This window comes from Acidobacteriota bacterium, from assembly GCA_016184105.1.
In the GTDB taxonomy this organism is placed as follows: Bacteria; Acidobacteriota; Vicinamibacteria; order Vicinamibacterales; family 2-12-FULL-66-21; genus JACPDI01.
In genome coordinates, this window is the sequence record JACPDI010000006.1 from 45,619 (window position 1) to 60,708 (window position 15,090).

Genomic DNA, 15,090 nt, shown 5'->3' on the forward strand with positions numbered 1-15,090 from the left:
ACGAGAAGGACCAGGAGGCCCAGCTGCTGGGAGCGCGTAAAGCGGACCATCGTCAGTTCTGCGGCGGCTGCTCGTTGTAGAAGAACGTCACCGTGAAGAACGCGCGGTCGTCCGGATACTCGGATGGCAGCGGCTGCGTGGGGTTGGACCAGGAGAGCGCGTTATACGCCGCGTTGTTGAACGCGCCGACCGCCGAGGGGCCGGCCAGCGTCAACTCGCTGATGCGGCCGTCCTTGTGCACGTAGAAGGTGAGGACCACGTGGCCGCGCATCGACATGGCGGCATACGGAATCATCCAGTTGCGTTTCACCTGCGCGATGAAGCGGCGAATCCACGGCCCGAACTCGACCCCTTTCGAGTCGAACTGGATCGTCGGGTAGTTCTGGTCCGCGCCGCCGCCGAGATTCTGAAATCGCTCTCCGGTAGCGTAGCGCTGGATGTTCCGCAGCGCGTCGCCAATCACGCCGCCGGAGCCGCGCTCTGTGCCCGGCCGCGTCTCGCGCGGGATCGTCATCGCGCCGGCGGGCGCCTGCGGCAACGGCGCGATGCTGGTGCCGTTGCTGCCGGCGGCGCTCCGCGACTCCTCCATCGCCTGCCGCTGCCGGCGCGCCAGGTCGGAATCCACCTTTTCCGTGGTGTTGCCGCGCGAAAACGGCATCGGGTTCGTCGGGTCGACCGCCCGCTCGGGTCCGCCGGCGACGCGGTCGCGATCCGAAAGCTCCGGCCGTCGCGCGGGCGTCCGGGGCGGCGGCATCTCGACGCGCGGCTGCATGAAGACAAAGCGCGGCTGCTGCTGGCGCTGCTGCTCGAGGAGCTCGGCGCGGCGCTGTTCTTCCGCCTGCTGCTGCTCGGCGAGGAACGCGCGGATGAAGGGCAGCCTGGGCCCCGCAAGAATCAGGACGACGAGGACCAGGTGCGCGATGATCGACAGCAGCACCCCCTCGCGCAGCGAGATGGGAGCCGTCAGCGTCGGCGTTTCCGGGTGCGCGTCCTCGAAGTCGAAGTACATCAGCTATTTACGATTATAGGGGTCAGATCCCGAAATATCACTTTTTTCGTGGCCTGACCCCGCGTTCGTCTATTTTCGGGCACTAAAGAGATAGACGACGCCGAAGGTCAAAGAGACGACACGGACGTCGGAAAAACCGGCGTCACGGAGGAGCGCGAGAAAGGCGTCGGGCGACGGAAACGCCGCGACGGAGGCCGGCAGATACGAATACGCGTCGTTATGACGTGAGATCAGGCGGCCGATGAGGGGCAAGACGCGCCGGAAATAGAACAAATACGCCGCGCGCAGGCCTGGCAGCGTTGGAGTGCCGAACTCGAGGATCGCCAGCCGGCCGCCGGGTTTCAGGACGCGGACGATCTCCCGCGTCGCCACGTCGGGGCGCTCCACGTTTCGGATGCCGAACCCGATGGTGACGGCGTTGACCGACTGGTCCGGCAGCGGCAGGTGCATCGCGTCGCCGCGAGCGAGCGCGACGCGCGGTTCGCCGAGCCGCGCGAGCTTCTCGCGTCCACAACGCAGCATGGCCGCGGAGAAATCGATGCCGATCACGGATCGACCGGCGTCGCGCGGGCCCTCGAGCGCGGCAAGCGCAAGATCCGCCGTCCCGGTGCAAAGGTCCAGCACGCGGCTTCCCTGCGCCAGCTCCAGCTCGCGCACCGCGCGCCGCCGCCAGCGGCGATCGATCCCGAGGCTCAGGAGATGATTCAGGAAGTCGTACCGGCCCGCGATCGCGTCGAACATCTGCGCGATCTTCTGAGGGCTCTTGTCAGGGGCGCTGGGCACCGGCGTCGCGATCAGCCTTTCCACGCCGGATACAACTCGTGCGTGAAGCCGAGCGCGGAGAGAATCTTGCCGGCCATGAAATCCGCGAGGTCGTCGATCGTCTTCGGCATCTGGTAGAAGGCGGGCATCGCCGGCAGAATCATCGCGCCCGCTTCGGCGCACAACGCCATGTTCCGAAGCTGCGGCAGGCTCATCGGCGTCTCGCGCGGGACGATCACCAGCGTGCGCCGCTCCTTCAGCATGACGTCCGCGGCACGCTCCACGAGGTTGCGCGAGAGGCCATGGGCAACGCCGGCCAGCGTCTTCATCGAACACGGTACGATCGCCATCGAGTCGCAGCGGTGGCTGCCACTCGCGATCGCGGCACCGAGGTCCCTGTTGCTGTGCAGCTCGAACGAGCCCCGGGTCACATCGCTGCCGTACTTGGACTCGAGAAAGGCGCCCAGCCGCTCGACGGCGGCCTCCTCGCCCAGCTCGTCGCGGAGCAGGCGGCGGCCGTAGTCCGAGACCACCAGCTCCAGGTGACACCCGCGCTCGAGCAGCGCGGCCATCGTGCGCACCGCGTAGAGGGCGCCGCTCGCGCCGGTCATCGCGATCGCAATCGTGCGGCGGGCGTCAGCCGGCATAGAGCGCCGCCGCGGTGGTCAGGAAGTACACGATGCCGACGTACCCGTTCATGTCGAAAGCCTTCTTGACCTGCGAGAGGTCGTCCTCGCGCACGAGCGACTGCTCGTAGACCAGGAGTATCGCGACAAAGGCGACGCCGGCCAGGTAGATGCCGCCGAGCGGCACGATGGCCGCCAGGGCGGCGAGCGCCACCACCGTGACGACGTGCATGACACGGGAGATGACGAGGGAGCGCCGTACGCCGTACTTCACGGGAATCGACCGCAGGCCCTGCGCGACGTCATGCGGCAGATCCTGGCAGGCGTAGAGCACGTCGAAGCCCCCCACCCACGCGCCGATCGCGATCGCGAGCAACCACGGCTCCCAGCCGCCGCGCCCACCGGCCGCCAGCCAGCCACCGACCGGCGCCACGGCCATCGCGAGGCCGAGGAACAGTTGCGTGTAGGCGGTGTACCGCTTCGCGAGCGAGTACCAGAAGACGATCGCGAGGGCGACCGGCGACAGCGCCAGGCAGATGGGGCCCAGGCGATACGCGGCATACACGAACACCGCCGCGGCGACGAGAACGAAGGCGGCGGCTTCGCGCTCGGACATCACGCCGCGGGGCAACTCGCGACTGGACGTGCGCGGATTCTGCGCGTCGTACCGCGCGTCGGCCAGCCGGTTGAAGCCCATCGCGGCGCAGCGCGCAGCTACCATCGCGACGACGATCCAAAGCACGCGCGCCCAGGTCAGCGGCACCTGGCGCGACGCCAGCAGCGCGCCCGTCAGGGCGAACGGCAGGGCAAAGACCGAGTGGCTGAAACGAACGAACGAGGCGTAGGTTCGGATGCGCGTCAACATTTCAGAGGCCAGGTACCGGAGGCCAGATTGTCAGGCGAGCCAACGGACGGAGTCCGGCTGGATCCCCGAGCACAGACATTCTTCCACATCCGTCGTCCCCGCGGGGACGCCGACGGCGATGAGGTCGGCGCGCCGCCCTGCGGACAACGCGCCGTGCTCGCCAGCACACCCGAGCGCCTCGGCGCCCGCCAGCGTGGCGCTGTGCAGCAGGCGTGAGGCAGGCACGTCCGGCGCGAGGCGCCGCATTGCGGCCAGCTCGGAAAACAGATTCAGGTCGGGACAGCTTGCCAGGCTGTCGGTTCCCACCGCAACGCGGACGCCGGACGCGTAGAAGCGCGCAATGGGCGCCTGCCCCGCCCCCACCCACTCGTTGCTGCGGGGACAGGTTACGACGGTCGCGCCCCTGTCGCGAACTCTCGCCAGGTCATCGTCGGTGAGCTGCACGCCATGGACGATGAGCGTGCGGCGCGTGAGAGCGCTCAGCGTGTCCAGGTACGCGACCGGGCCGCATCCCGGCGCGCGCCACCCGTCGTTCCAGACGCCGAGCTCCTCGATCAGATCGCGCCACGGCCCGCGCCCGGTGCGCAGGAACTCGATCTCCTCGGCAGACTCGCCGAGATGCACGCTGGTGACCCACTGCTCCGCCTCGGCCAGCGCGGCGATCTCGCGGAAGAGCGCCGGCGAGACCGAGTAGGGTGCGTGCGGGACAACTGAGGCGCGCACTCGCGGGCCTGGAAGGCCCGCGCCACTGCTGCCGGCGTCCGCGGCGCGCCGGTTCGCCTCTCGTGTCATCGCGGCGGCTTCAGCCACGCGCTCGGCCGGCCGCGGGTGATTGAATCCGAGCAGCTCGTAGAAGACGCAGCCGCCGATCGGGCTCGCCGCGAGCGCATGGAAACTCGCAAACGTGTTCGTGATGTCGCCGACAAGCGACGTGCCGCATCGCCTCAGCTCGCCGACCGCCGCCGCCATCGCGAGCGGATCGTCGCGATGCCCCTCCCGTCGCAGCCGCATGAGATCGCGGATCCAGCCGGACACGCGGGAGGATGGAGGCACGCGCCCGCGCATCCCGGACAATTCCAGATGCGTGTGGGCGTTCACGAGGCCTGGCAGGACGGCAACCGATCCGAGGGTCGCCTCGTTGCGGACCGGCGGAGGCGGACCGGCTCCCACCTCCGCGATGCGGCGTTCGTCCACCAACACCCAGCCGTCATGGATTGGCGGCGACTCGATGGGAAGAATCCAGTCCGCCCGGTAGAGCGTGCTCACTGGAGGGCGCGGCGGCGTTTTTCCGAGGCGCTTCTGGCGGGGTAATTCGCCAGCTCGGCGGGCACCGAGCCGTCCCCTTCTTCGCGGGCCACGGCGAGATTCAGCATGCGCCGCACCTCTTTCTGGCGGAAGATGGGCTCCCCGAGGATCTCGTAGTGCATGTTGCGCCGCCTGGCGGTGAAGCCGGCATCCTCGATGTTGCGCACGATCTCCACTTCGTCCATGCAGTACGCGGCGCCCGCCGCGCGGACGACGTTTTCTTCGATCATGACGCTGCCCATGTCGTTCGCGCCGTAGGCGAGGCTCAACTGCCCGACCTTCCCCCCCTGCGTCACCCACGACGCCTGGAGGTTGGGGAAGTTGTCCAGCACGAGACGCGCGGTGGCGAGCGTGCGGAGATACTCGAGGCCGGTCGCCTGCACGCCTCCAAGCTCGGTGTGCTCCGGCTGGTAGCTCCACGCGATGAACGCCGTGAAGCCTCCCACCTCGTCCTGCAGCGCCCGCAGCCGCAGCATGTGCTCGATGCGCTCGTCGGGCGTATCGACGGTGCCGTACATCATCGTGGCGGTGGTGCGAAGGCCGGCGCGATGCGCCTGGCGCATGACCTCGAGCCACTCGTCCGACGTGGCCTTGTTGTAGCAGTTGAGCGCCTTGCGGACACGGTCGACCAGGATCTCGGCGCCGCCGCCCGGGATGCTGTCGAGGCCGGACGCGATCAGCCGCTCGATCACGCCTGCGATCGACAGCCGCGACATGCGCGTGAGGTGAATGATCTCTGGCGGCGAGAGGGCGTGAAGGCGGAAGGAGGGATAGCGCGCCTTCACCGCGCGAAACAGGTCTTCGTACCACTCCAGCGGCAGGTCGGGGTTATGCCCCCCCTGCAGCAGGAGCTGGCCGCCGCCGAGTTCGATCGTCTCGTCGATCTTGCGGAAGATCTCGTCGAACCCGAGCACGTAACCGTCCGACGACCCCACGGGGCGGTAGAACGCGCAGAAGCTGCACCGCGCCACGCACACGTTGGTGTAGTTCACGTTGCGATCGATGATGTAGGTCGCCACGCGCCGGGGGTGCTTGCGCTCGCGGACCACGTCCGCCAGCTCCCCGAGGAGCGGCAGCGGCGCGTGAAGGTACATTTCCACCGACTCGGCCGGCGTCAGCCGTTCGCCGTCGCGGACCTTGGCAGCGGCACGTGCGATGATGCTCGTCATCAATCGAACAATCGCGGTGTTCTGGCCGCGGGAGCAAGACCAAGCGCCGCGGCTTCGCGGTAGTACGTGGCGAGCGCGGCCTGCTCGGACCCGCCGAGCCCGTAGCGCATATTATCCCTCAGATAACGCGTGCCGATCGCGGCGCGGCGGCCGTCTCCTCGGGAATAGTCCGCCGCGATCTCGTCGGTGTGCGCCAGGCCCTCGTCGCGCGCGCGCTGCAGGCGGCGGATGACGGCGGCATCGGCGGCGCCCGGCCGTCCGACCCACATCGCCCACACGAACGGCTGCCCCGTCAGGGCGAGCCACTCCGCCCCGAGGTCGACCTTCAGCACACCCATCGCGTCCTGGTCGAGGAACAGCGCGGGGTCGCCGATGATCAACGCGGCGTCGCACGCGGCGAGCATCCGTTCCGGGTCGGGCGCCATCGGCCGCAGGTCCGGCATGATGCCGAACCGGCGGGCGCACAGAATCTGCAGCAGCGCGACGGAGGTCCGCGAGCTGGTGTCGGCCGCGATCGTGCGCACCCGCTCGACGGGCACCCGCGAAAAGAGCGCAACCGACGCGACCTCTCCCAGAGACGAAATCGACAGGCCAGGCACGATCCGGTAGTCGTCGGCCCGCGCGTATTCGATCGAGGGAATCGTGCCGAGATCGATGGCTCCTTCAGCGAGCAGCGTGGCGCAGCGCGACGGCGCATCGAACCGCAGGTCGAAGAGCGGATCCTCGTGGAGCCGATAGATCAGCGGCCGTACGTTCAGGTAATGGACGGCCCCGAGCCGCGCGCGGGTCATGGCTCGGGAATCGCCTCGAACCGGGCGTCGCGCATCACCGGCGTCCGTGAGGCCGCGCGGATGTTACGCCTCACCTCCTCGATCGTCGCGCGCCGCGGGCCGAGCAGGCTGGCGCCGCCGGATTCTGCCGGCACGCCATCCAGATCGTCCGCCCCGAAGGTCAGCGCGACCTGCGCCAGTTTCGGCCCGTACAGCGACCAGTCAACGGAAATGGAGGCGACCTCCGGCAGGAACAGGCGCGCCACCGCCACGACCTTCACGTCCTCATACCCGGTGGTGGGCGACACCGGATCGATGGCGCGCGGCAGCGGCGCGAACGAGCGCAGCGGTCCGAGCGCACGCACGTGCTCGAACAGGTCGAGCGTGGCCAGCGGCGTGTACGACTGCACGACCCACCGCGCCACGTCCAGCCCCGCCGCGCGCACATCGTCGATGGCGGAGCGATCGAGCCGGCGATCGACGGCGGCCTCGGCGACCAGCGCCGCGCCCGCCGCCTTCATGCGCTTCGCGAACGCGCCTGAAATCTCGTGAAGCGCCCCCGCGCTGACCGGCACGCCGCCGGCACGGGCCGCCACCTCGCGGATGCGCGCAAGCGCCGACTCGGAATCGGGGGCGAGGCCGAGAATGCGAATCTCGCCGGTATCCGGCGCGACGGCGGGCACGGGGCCTTCCGCAGGCACGTCGAGCACGCGGAGGAACGTCACGTTGTCACCGCGCAGCTGCCGCCGCCGGTCGTCGGCCTGCACGCCCACGGCAATCAGGTCCTTCGTCTCGAGCAGCCGCTCCGCGTCGGCTCGCGTCACGCCGGCGATCACTTCGCGCTCCATCCTCTGGCAATCTTCAACCACAACTCCTGCGCGCGCCGGCCGGCGGCCTCGCTCGTGGCGATGCGCTTCGGCCACTCGCGCGTGAAGCCTTCCGACGCCCATTTCCGCGTCGCGTCGATGCCCATCTTCCCGCCGTAGGCCGGAACGTTCGACGCGTTCTCCAGGTCGTCCATCGGCCCGGTCGTGAACTGGATATCGCGGGCCGGATCGACGTGCGTGCCCGCGATCCACGCCACTTCGTGCTCGTCCTGCACGTCGACGTCCTTGTCCACGATGACCACGCACTTGGAGAACATCAGCTGGCCGAGGCCCCAGACCGCGTTCATGATCTTGCGCGCGTGTCCTGGATAGCGCTTGTCGATCGAGATCAGCACGATGTTGTGGAAAATCCCCGCCGCCGGGAAGTGCATGTCCACGATTTCCGGGAGCGTCTTCCTGATGAGCGGCAGGAAAATCCGCTCGCTTGCCTTTCCAAGGTAGTAGTCCTCCATCGGCGGCACGCCTACCACGGTCGTGAGGTAGGTGGGGTTCTTCCGGTGCGTGATGCACGTCAGGTGGAAGACGGGATACTCCTCCGCGAGGGAATAGAAGCCGGTGTGATCGCCGAAGGGCCCCTCGACGCGCCGCTCGCCCGGCTCGACGTATCCCTCGAGAACGATGTGGGCGTTGGCGGGCACCTCGAGGTCCGACGTGACGCACTTCACCAGGTCGACGCGCTCGCGCCGGATGAAGCCGGCGAGCATCAGCTCGTCGAGCCCCTCGGGCATCGGCGCGGTCGCCGAGTACGCGAGCACGGGGTCCGGGCTGAGCGCGACGGCGACATCGAGCCGCCGCCCGAGCCGCTCGGCCACGCGGTGATGCTGCGCGCCGCCCTTGTGCCGCTGCCAATGCATGCCGGTCGTCCGGCCGTCAAAGACCTGCATGCGATACGTGCCGATGTTGCGCATGCCCGTCTCCGGGTCCTTCGTGATGACCAGGGGCAGCGTGATGTAGCGGCCGCCATCCTCCGGCCAGCATTTGAGGATGGGAAGGTCGTCGAGCGTGCCGTCGCGGCGCACCACCTCCTGGCACGGCGCGTCCTTCACGATGCGCGGCATGACGTCCTTGATGCGCGCCAGCATCGGCAGCATCCTGACCGCGTCCAGCAGGCCACCGGGCATCTTCGGCGTGGTCAGCTCGTCGACCTGGTGCGCGAGTTCGTCGAGCGTCTTCACGCCGAGCGCGAGACAGATGCGGCTCATCGATCCGAAGAGATTGACGGCGACGGGCACCTGGAACCCGGCCGGCTGCTCGAACAGCAACGCCGGACCGCCGCCGGGGCTCTTCGACACGCGATCGGCGACGGCGCAGATCTCGAGGTCCGGCGAGACCGGCTCGGTGATGCGGGCCAGCTCGTGGTGCTTGTCGAGTGCGGCGACGAAGTCGTTGATGTCGTTGAACACCGCAGTGAACCCGTTCACATTCCTGCCTGGATCTCGCGCGTGATCTGGTCAGCCAGAACCACCGCGCGGCGGCCGTCCTCGCCAGTCACCATCGGTTGTCGCCGCTCCCGTGCGGCCGCCACGAAATCCGCCAGCTCCAGCGCGAGCGGCTCGTCCTGCGGCACCGGCAGCTTGCCCCCTTCGATCGCGGGCCGCTGGCCGTCGCGCCGCGCCAGCCGATACGCCTCGACTTCTTTCGCGGCGTAATCGATCGAGATGTACGCATCCGGCTGGAAGAACCGGATCTTTCGCACGCGGTCGCGGCTGATCCGGCTGGCGGTGATGTTCGCAATACAGCCGGACTCGAAACGCAGCCGGGCGTTGGCGATGTCCACGCGCGGCGTCAGCACGGGAATGCCGACCGCCTCGATCGACACCACCGGCGAGCGCACGAGGGCGGACACGACGTCGAGGTCATGAATCATCAGGTCGAAGACGACGTCGATGTCCAGCGAGCGCTCCGGGAAGACGCCGAGCCGGTGCACCTCGACGAACCGGGGCGTGGTGACGAGCGGCAGTGACGCCTGGACGGCCGGGTTATATCTCTCCGTGTGGCCGGCGGCCAGCACCGCGCCCCCCTGTTCAGCCGCGGCGACGAGCGCGTCGGCTTCCTCCACGGAGCGCGCAATCGGCTTCTCCACGAGGGTCGCGATGCCACGCTCGAGGAACGGACGGGCCACGTCCAGGTGGCGCTCGGTGGGCACCGCGACGCACACCGCGTCGACGTCGCCTAGCACCGCGCGGGAGTCGGTCAGCGCGCGCGTGCCGTGCTGCGCCGCGACGTCCTTCGCGCGGGCCTCGTTGATGTCCACGACCGCCACGAGCCGCGCGCCGGCCAGCGACGCCAGGATTCGCGCGTGGTGCTTTCCAAGGTGGCCAACGCCAATCACCGCGATGCGGACGTCGCTCACCGCTGCCTCCCGACGATGGCGATGCCCGCCTCGTTGGCCGAGTCGAAGAACGCGTCGCCGTCGAGCACGAGCGTCTTCCCCGCGTCGATGGACAACGCCGAGGCCCCCGCGCGCCGCATGGCCGTCATCGTCAGCAACCCCACAACGGGCACGTCGAATCGCATGTCCTGCCCCGGCTTTGCGACCTTGACGACGCGCACACCGGGCCCGGCGAGGTATCCCGCACGGCCGATCACCTCGTCGGTCCCCTCCATGGCCTCGACCGCCACGACCGCCTTGTGCTTCACGGCGATGGTCTGCCCCACGTCGAGCGCCGCGATGGCATCGGCGATCCGGTAGCCGAACGCGAAATCCCCGCGCTCTTCGTCCGTGGGGGCACGCCGCGTCAGGACCCCCTCGCGCGCCAGCAGCGGCGCGAGGAACGTCGTCGAGTCGATGAGATCGATGCCGTGCTCGCGCATGACGTCGGCGACCGCGGAAATCAGCGCGTCCGTGTTGCGCGCCGTGAGCCGGCGCAGGACGGAGAGCAGCGTGAGGTCCGGAACGATGCCCGAGAAGATCTTCACGTGCTTGACCTGCCCCGCCATGACCGCGCGCGTGACGCCCGCCGTCTTGAGCACGTCGATGGCCTTCCCGAGCTGGCCGAGCGACATCCAATGCACGGCCGACTTGCGCCCGCCGCGTGCCGCCGCCTCGTCGATTTCGGGGAACGTCTCTTCCTTGATGGCCACGACCGTGACGTCGTGGCCCATGCTGCGCGCGCCGTCGAGCACGAGGAACGGGAACCGGCCGTTTCCCGCAATGAGGCCGATGTGCATCAGTCGTCGGCCACCATTTCATCGCGGCGGGTCGGGCGCCGCAGGACCACGCCGCGCTTCGAGCTGCGGATGAAGTCGAGCAGGTAGCGGACCTCGTCGCACTGCAGCTCCGGATCGTGCTCGATCTGGTGGAGCGCCCGGCTGGTGTTCAGCTTCGAGACCATCAGGAGCCGGTACGCGCGCTTGAGCTTTGCCACCACGTCGGGCGGAAACCCGCGGCGGACCAGGCCGATCGTGTTCAGGCCGTAGAGGCGCGCGCGGTTGCCGACCGACTTCGCGAACGGCAGCGCATCCTTCGTCACGATCGACGCGCCGCCGATGAACGCGTGCCGCGCGATCCGGCAGAACTGGTGCACGGCGGAAAACGCGCTGATCGTCGCGAAGTCGTCCACCTCGACGTGGCCGCCAAGCGTGGCGGCATTGCCGAAGATCGTATGGCTGCCCACGTGGCAGTCATGCGCGACGTGCACGTAGGCCATGAAGAAGTTGTGATCGCCGACCGTCGTGACGCCGCCGCCGCCGTGCGTCCCGCGATGGATCGTGACAAACTCGCGGAACACGTTCCGGTCCCCGATCTTGAGGCGCGTCTTCTCGCCGTGGAACTTGAGGTCCTGCGGCACGAGCCCGATCGAGCACATCGGGTAGACCTCGCATTCGTCGCCGATTTCGGTCCAGCCGTCGATCACGCTCGACGCGCCAATCGAGCAGCGGCGCCCGATCCGGACATCCGGGCCGATGATCGCATGCGGCCCGATGACCGAGCCGTCGCCAATCGCGGCGCCCGGGTGGACGATCGCCGTCGGGTGAATCGCCGCCACGTCCTCGGTGACGGTCATCACCAGCTCCGCCTCGGCGACGACATTCTGCTCGACGCTCGCCACCGCCTGCGCGCGGGTCACCGCGCCGCGCCGCCTGCCAAGCGTCACCTCCAGCGTCAGCCGGTCGCCGGGAACCACCTGCCGCCGGAACTTCGCGTTGTCGACGCCACGCAGCCGGGCGCGCAGCGCCGGCCCCCCGCTCTCCTGCATCAGCAGCAGCGTGGCCGCCTGCGCCAGCGTCTCGATCATGAGCACGCCGGGCATCAGCGGCGCCCCCGGAAAATGCCCCTGGAAAAAATCCTCGTTGACGGTGACGTTCTTGACCGCGACGATGCGCCGGCCCGCCTCGTACTCCACCACGTCGTCGACGAGCAGCGAAGGATAGCGGTAGTGGAGGCGATCGAGAATCTGGGGGATGGACGAGGGCACGAAAGAGAACTGTATCAAGAATTTGAGGATTTGAGGATTTGAGGATTTCGAATCCTCAAATGTCAAATCCTCAAATTCGTCCCGCTCTACTGCTTGGGGGCGGCGGTCGCCCTCGTGTCGAGGCGCTTGATGACTTCCTGCGTCAGGTCGAGCCCCGGGTTGGCGTAGATGAAGCCGGCATCGCCCGCGCTGAAGATGAAGTGGAGCCCGCGCTCCTCGCCGATCTGGTTCAGGATCGGCACCAGCTTCTGCCGGAACTGCTCCTGCAGGTCTGCCGTGAGGTCCTGGACTTCCGCCTGCGCGTTCTGCTGCGCGAACTGGATTTCACGCTGCTGGCGCTCGATATCCTTTTCGAGCTGGGCGCGCGCCTGGTCGTTCAGGACGGTGCCGCCCGACGTGAGCTTCTGCTGCGCCGCCTGGAGCGACTTGTTCTTCTCCTGCAGCTCCACCTGCTTCTTCGACTGCAGCTCCTGGATCCTCGCCGAGGCCGCCTTGCCCTCCGTGGAGTTCTGCGCGATGAGCGGCAGCTGCACGTACGCGATCTTCGCCCCCTCGGGGAAGGGGCGCGGCGGCTGCGGCTGCGCCGCGGGCGGCTGCTGGGCGGGGGCGGGCTGCGCGGGGGCCTGGGTGGCAGGGGCGGCCGGCTTTGGCGCGGGCTGCTGCCCGGCAGCCTGCGCAAACACAGGTGCGGCACCGAGCATGACGGCCAGCACCGCGGGAATCATTACGCCTCTCATACTGTCGTCGTCCTCTCCAAGTAAGTGTCTAGAAGGTCGAACCCACCGCGAACCGGAAGTTGAACTTCTGCTGCGGCCGGAAGCTGTTGTCCAGCACGCCTTCGCGCTGCGGATTGTAGGCGAAGATCAGCCGGAATGGCACGTTCAACACCGGCATGAAGAACCGGACTTCGGCCCCCGTCGACGTCCGGAAATCGCGCATCGCGAACTTGCGCCCTGCATCCTGCACCTGGCCGGCGTCGTAATACAGCACGAGCCGCACAGGCCCGGCAATCGAAATCAGGTACTCCGCATTGAACAGCAGGCTCTTGTTGCCGCCGATGACGATGGCCGTCTCGGGGTCGCGCGGCCCGCTGGTCCGGATGTCGAAGCCGCGCACGCTGTATTCGCCGCCGAGGAACAACACGGCGCGATGTACTGCGCCTGCGCCCGGAGGCCAATCGAAACGCGGCGCGACTGCGGGATGTACCAGACGCCTTCGACCGTCGGGCTGTAGAAGTTCGTGTCGCCGCCGATGCCCGCGTAGTCGATCGACGCGGTATAACGACGCCCGGCGGTGGGGAAAATCGGGTTGTCCACCGTGTTGTGGACCACGCTCGGCGTGATCTTGCTGATCGTCCGCCGCCCTCCCTGGCCGAGCAGGAGCGAATCGGCCAGGAACGGGTTGCGCGCCTGGACCTCCGGATCGAGGTACGCGTCGTTCAGCTCCTTCACCTTCGTCCGCTCGTAGCTGTAGTTCACGAACATGCGCGTGAAATCGCGCAGCGGGAAGCCGAAGACGAAATTGCCGCCCGCCGAGGCCTGCGTGAACAGCCCGATGTACCGGATTTCCCGGATGAAGGTGTCGATGCCCGCGGTGATCGGCCGGTCGAACAGGAACGGCTCGGTGAATGCGATCTGGTAGTTCTTCGCCCGGACCCCCTGCTGCGCCGAGAGCGTGAACGTCTCGCCGCGGCCGAGGAAGTTCGACGTCTGGAACGACAGCTGGCCGAAGAAGCCCTCGAACTGCGACACGCCCGCGCCGAACGTGAGCTGGTTGCGGTTCTGCTCCTCGAACTTCAGCGTGACGTCGACCTTGTTCTCTTCGCTGGGCGATTTCTGGACGTTGATGGAATCGTTGCCCTCGAGCGGCTTGAAGTACCCGAGCTGGTTGAGGCGCTTGATGCTGAACTTCAACGCCTCGGTGTTGAACACGCCGGCCTCGAACAGCCGCATCTCGCGGCGGATGACGTTGTCGCGCGTGGTCGTATTGCCGACGAAGATGATCCGGTTGACGAAGTACTGCTTGCCGGGCTGCATCCTCATCGTCACGTCGACGATGGGCGCGCCTTTGACCTGCTGCCCTTCGCGCGGGCTCAGGTCCGGGAAGCCGGTGAATTCCATGTACCCGCCGGAGCCGAAGATCTCCTGCGATTTCTGCAGCCCCTTGCGGATGTCCTTCTCGTTGTACCAGTCGCCCGCCTTGACCTTGAACAGCGGCCGCAGCGCCTCGTCCTTGACGACGGTCTGCCCCTCGAACTTGAAGTCGCCGACGCGATACCGCTGCCCCTCGGTCACCGGAATGCGGAGTTGGATCCAGCGCGACTTCTTGTCGGTGGAGTCCTCGAGGACCTTCAGCTCGGGATTCCCGACGCGGGCACCGATGTAGCCTCTCTCGCGGTAGTACTCCGTGACCTTCTCCGCGTCCTCGGCGAACTTGTCTTCCTTGTAGGTGCCCCCGCCGGTGATGAACGAGAAGAAGCCCCTGGCTTTGTTCTCCTTCATCTTGCCCGCGAGCTTGCCGTCCGAGATCGCCTGGTTCCCCACGAACTCGACGTCGCGGATCTTCACCTTCGGTCCCTCGTCGATGGTGAAGGTGAGGTGCACCAGCTTGGGGCCGCCCGCGATCGGCTTGATCTCGGGGGTGACGGTTGCGTAGAGATAGCCCTTCTCCGCGTACAGCTCGTGGACCGTGTTGCGGACGCGCTGCACGAGACCCGGATCGATGAACGAGTCCATCCGGATCTGCGAGTTCTTCTCCCGGAGCTTCTCTTCGATCTTCGCTTGCTCGACCCGCTTCGAGCCCACGTAGTCGACGATCTTCACGCGCTGGCGCTCTTCGAGGTCGAAGATGATGTGCTTCCCGATGACGCCGTTCGGATACGGGGCGTCCTTCACGTCGATCGTGAGGTCATCGAGGAAATTCGTCGCCCACAACCGCTTGAAATCCTCGAGCACCACCTGCTCGCTGTACGGCACCCATCGGCCGAACTGCGCCGAGCTCGGCTTGGTCTGGATGTAATAGAGGTAGGTCTCCGGATCAATCGCGAGCGCGTCGTTCTGCTTGGTGGACTTGATTTCGACAAAGCGGACGACGGGCGGCGACCCGGCGGGCGGCAGGGCCGCAGACGGCGTCTGCGCCGGCAGTTGCGGAACAGGGGCCTGCCCCGCCGAAGCCGGCGAAGTCTGCTGGCCGGCGAAGGCGGACGTCGTGATCCCGACAGCAATCAACACGCCCGCCAGCGGGCGGGTACACGCTTGTAGCACCATAGTGAAGGGACGC

Annotated in this window: 15 protein-coding genes; all 15 read right to left on the minus strand. The window is 67.7% G+C overall.

Going from position 1 to position 15,090, the window contains the following annotated elements; all coding sequences use genetic code 11:
• Positions 1–52: 52 nt before the first annotated feature.
• The 15 genes from HYU53_01275 to bamA all read right to left on the minus strand — a co-directional run bounded on the left by HYU53_01275 (position 53) and on the right by bamA (position 15,041).
• Positions 53–1,009, minus strand: a complete 957-nt coding sequence (locus tag HYU53_01275) for a TonB C-terminal domain-containing protein (protein ID MBI2219820.1) — start codon at positions 1,007–1,009, stop codon at positions 53–55.
• Positions 1,010–1,078: 69 nt separating this feature from the next.
• Complete coding sequence (gene ubiE, locus HYU53_01280) at positions 1,079–1,750, minus strand: bifunctional demethylmenaquinone methyltransferase/2-methoxy-6-polyprenyl-1,4-benzoquinol methylase UbiE (protein MBI2219821.1); 672 nt, start codon at positions 1,748–1,750, stop codon at positions 1,079–1,081.
• Between the two features lie 53 nt (positions 1,751–1,803).
• Positions 1,804–2,418, minus strand: a complete 615-nt coding sequence (locus tag HYU53_01285) for a UbiX family flavin prenyltransferase (protein ID MBI2219822.1) — start codon at positions 2,416–2,418, stop codon at positions 1,804–1,806.
• On the minus strand, positions 2,408–3,262 hold the full coding sequence (locus HYU53_01290) for a UbiA family prenyltransferase (protein ID MBI2219823.1): 855 nt from the start codon (positions 3,260–3,262) through the stop codon (positions 2,408–2,410). Before HYU53_01290 ends, HYU53_01285 begins: the two co-directional genes overlap by 11 nt.
• 30 nt (positions 3,263–3,292) lie before the next feature.
• Positions 3,293–4,528 (minus strand): amidohydrolase family protein, encoded by a 1,236-nt coding sequence (locus tag HYU53_01295; protein ID MBI2219824.1) that lies wholly within the window; start codon positions 4,526–4,528, stop codon positions 3,293–3,295.
• Positions 4,525–5,736 (minus strand): dehypoxanthine futalosine cyclase, encoded by a 1,212-nt coding sequence (gene mqnC, locus HYU53_01300; protein MBI2219825.1) that lies wholly within the window; start codon positions 5,734–5,736, stop codon positions 4,525–4,527. Before mqnC ends, HYU53_01295 begins: the two co-directional genes overlap by 4 nt.
• Positions 5,736–6,527, minus strand: coding sequence for a menaquinone biosynthesis protein (locus HYU53_01305; GenBank protein MBI2219826.1), 792 nt, complete (start codon positions 6,525–6,527; stop codon positions 5,736–5,738). The genes mqnC and HYU53_01305 overlap by 1 nt, the downstream gene beginning before the upstream one ends.
• The gene (locus HYU53_01310; protein MBI2219827.1) at positions 6,524–7,354 is read right to left on the minus strand and encodes a hypothetical protein; all 831 of its coding nucleotides are present in this window, start codon (positions 7,352–7,354) and stop codon (positions 6,524–6,526) included. The genes HYU53_01305 and HYU53_01310 overlap by 4 nt, the downstream gene beginning before the upstream one ends.
• The gene (locus HYU53_01315; protein MBI2219828.1) at positions 7,339–8,796 is read right to left on the minus strand and encodes a menaquinone biosynthesis decarboxylase; all 1,458 of its coding nucleotides are present in this window, start codon (positions 8,794–8,796) and stop codon (positions 7,339–7,341) included. Before HYU53_01315 ends, HYU53_01310 begins: the two co-directional genes overlap by 16 nt.
• A 14-nt stretch (positions 8,797–8,810) precedes the next feature.
• A complete protein-coding gene (locus tag HYU53_01320) occupies positions 8,811–9,746 on the minus strand; it encodes a Gfo/Idh/MocA family oxidoreductase (GenBank protein MBI2219829.1) in 936 nt (311 codons plus the stop codon).
• Positions 9,743–10,564, minus strand: coding sequence for a UDP-2,3-diacylglucosamine diphosphatase LpxI (lpxI, locus tag HYU53_01325; GenBank protein MBI2219830.1), 822 nt, complete (start codon positions 10,562–10,564; stop codon positions 9,743–9,745). The genes HYU53_01320 and lpxI overlap by 4 nt, the downstream gene beginning before the upstream one ends.
• Positions 10,564–11,790: an acyl-ACP--UDP-N-acetylglucosamine O-acyltransferase gene (lpxA, locus tag HYU53_01330; protein ID MBI2219831.1), complete on the minus strand. Its 1,227-nt coding sequence runs from the start codon at positions 11,788–11,790 to the stop codon at positions 10,564–10,566. Before lpxA ends, lpxI begins: the two co-directional genes overlap by 1 nt.
• A gap of 107 nt (positions 11,791–11,897) precedes the next feature.
• The gene (locus HYU53_01335) at positions 11,898–12,536 is read right to left on the minus strand and encodes an OmpH family outer membrane protein (GenBank protein MBI2219832.1); all 639 of its coding nucleotides are present in this window, start codon (positions 12,534–12,536) and stop codon (positions 11,898–11,900) included.
• 40 nt (positions 12,537–12,576) lie between these two features.
• A complete protein-coding gene (locus HYU53_01340) occupies positions 12,577–12,927 on the minus strand; it encodes a BamA/TamA family outer membrane protein (protein ID MBI2219833.1) in 351 nt (116 codons plus the stop codon).
• Positions 12,828–15,041: an outer membrane protein assembly factor BamA gene (gene bamA / locus HYU53_01345; protein ID MBI2219834.1), complete on the minus strand. Its 2,214-nt coding sequence runs from the start codon at positions 15,039–15,041 to the stop codon at positions 12,828–12,830. Before bamA ends, HYU53_01340 begins: the two co-directional genes overlap by 100 nt.
• Positions 15,042–15,090 lie beyond the last annotated feature (49 nt).

Bases quoted from the DNA above. Each gene is read 5' to 3' on its own strand.
- HYU53_01275 (MBI2219820.1), bottom strand. From the start codon at position 1,009: ATGTACTTCGACTTCGAGGACGCGCACCCGGAAACGCCGACGCTGACG.
- ubiE (MBI2219821.1), bottom strand. From the start codon at position 1,750: ATGTTCGACGCGATCGCGGGCCGGTACGACTTCCTGAATCATCTCCTG.
- HYU53_01285 (MBI2219822.1), bottom strand. From the start codon at position 2,418: ATGCCGGCTGACGCCCGCCGCACGATTGCGATCGCGATGACCGGCGCG.
- HYU53_01290 (MBI2219823.1), bottom strand. From the start codon at position 3,262: ATGTTGACGCGCATCCGAACCTACGCCTCGTTCGTTCGTTTCAGCCAC.
- mqnC (MBI2219825.1), bottom strand. From the start codon at position 5,736: ATGACGAGCATCATCGCACGTGCCGCTGCCAAGGTCCGCGACGGCGAA.
- HYU53_01305 (MBI2219826.1), bottom strand. From the start codon at position 6,527: ATGACCCGCGCGCGGCTCGGGGCCGTCCATTACCTGAACGTACGGCCG.
- HYU53_01310 (MBI2219827.1), bottom strand. From the start codon at position 7,354: ATGGAGCGCGAAGTGATCGCCGGCGTGACGCGAGCCGACGCGGAGCGG.
- lpxI (MBI2219830.1), bottom strand. From the start codon at position 10,564: ATGCACATCGGCCTCATTGCGGGAAACGGCCGGTTCCCGTTCCTCGTG.
- HYU53_01335 (MBI2219832.1), bottom strand. From the start codon at position 12,536: ATGATTCCCGCGGTGCTGGCCGTCATGCTCGGTGCCGCACCTGTGTTT.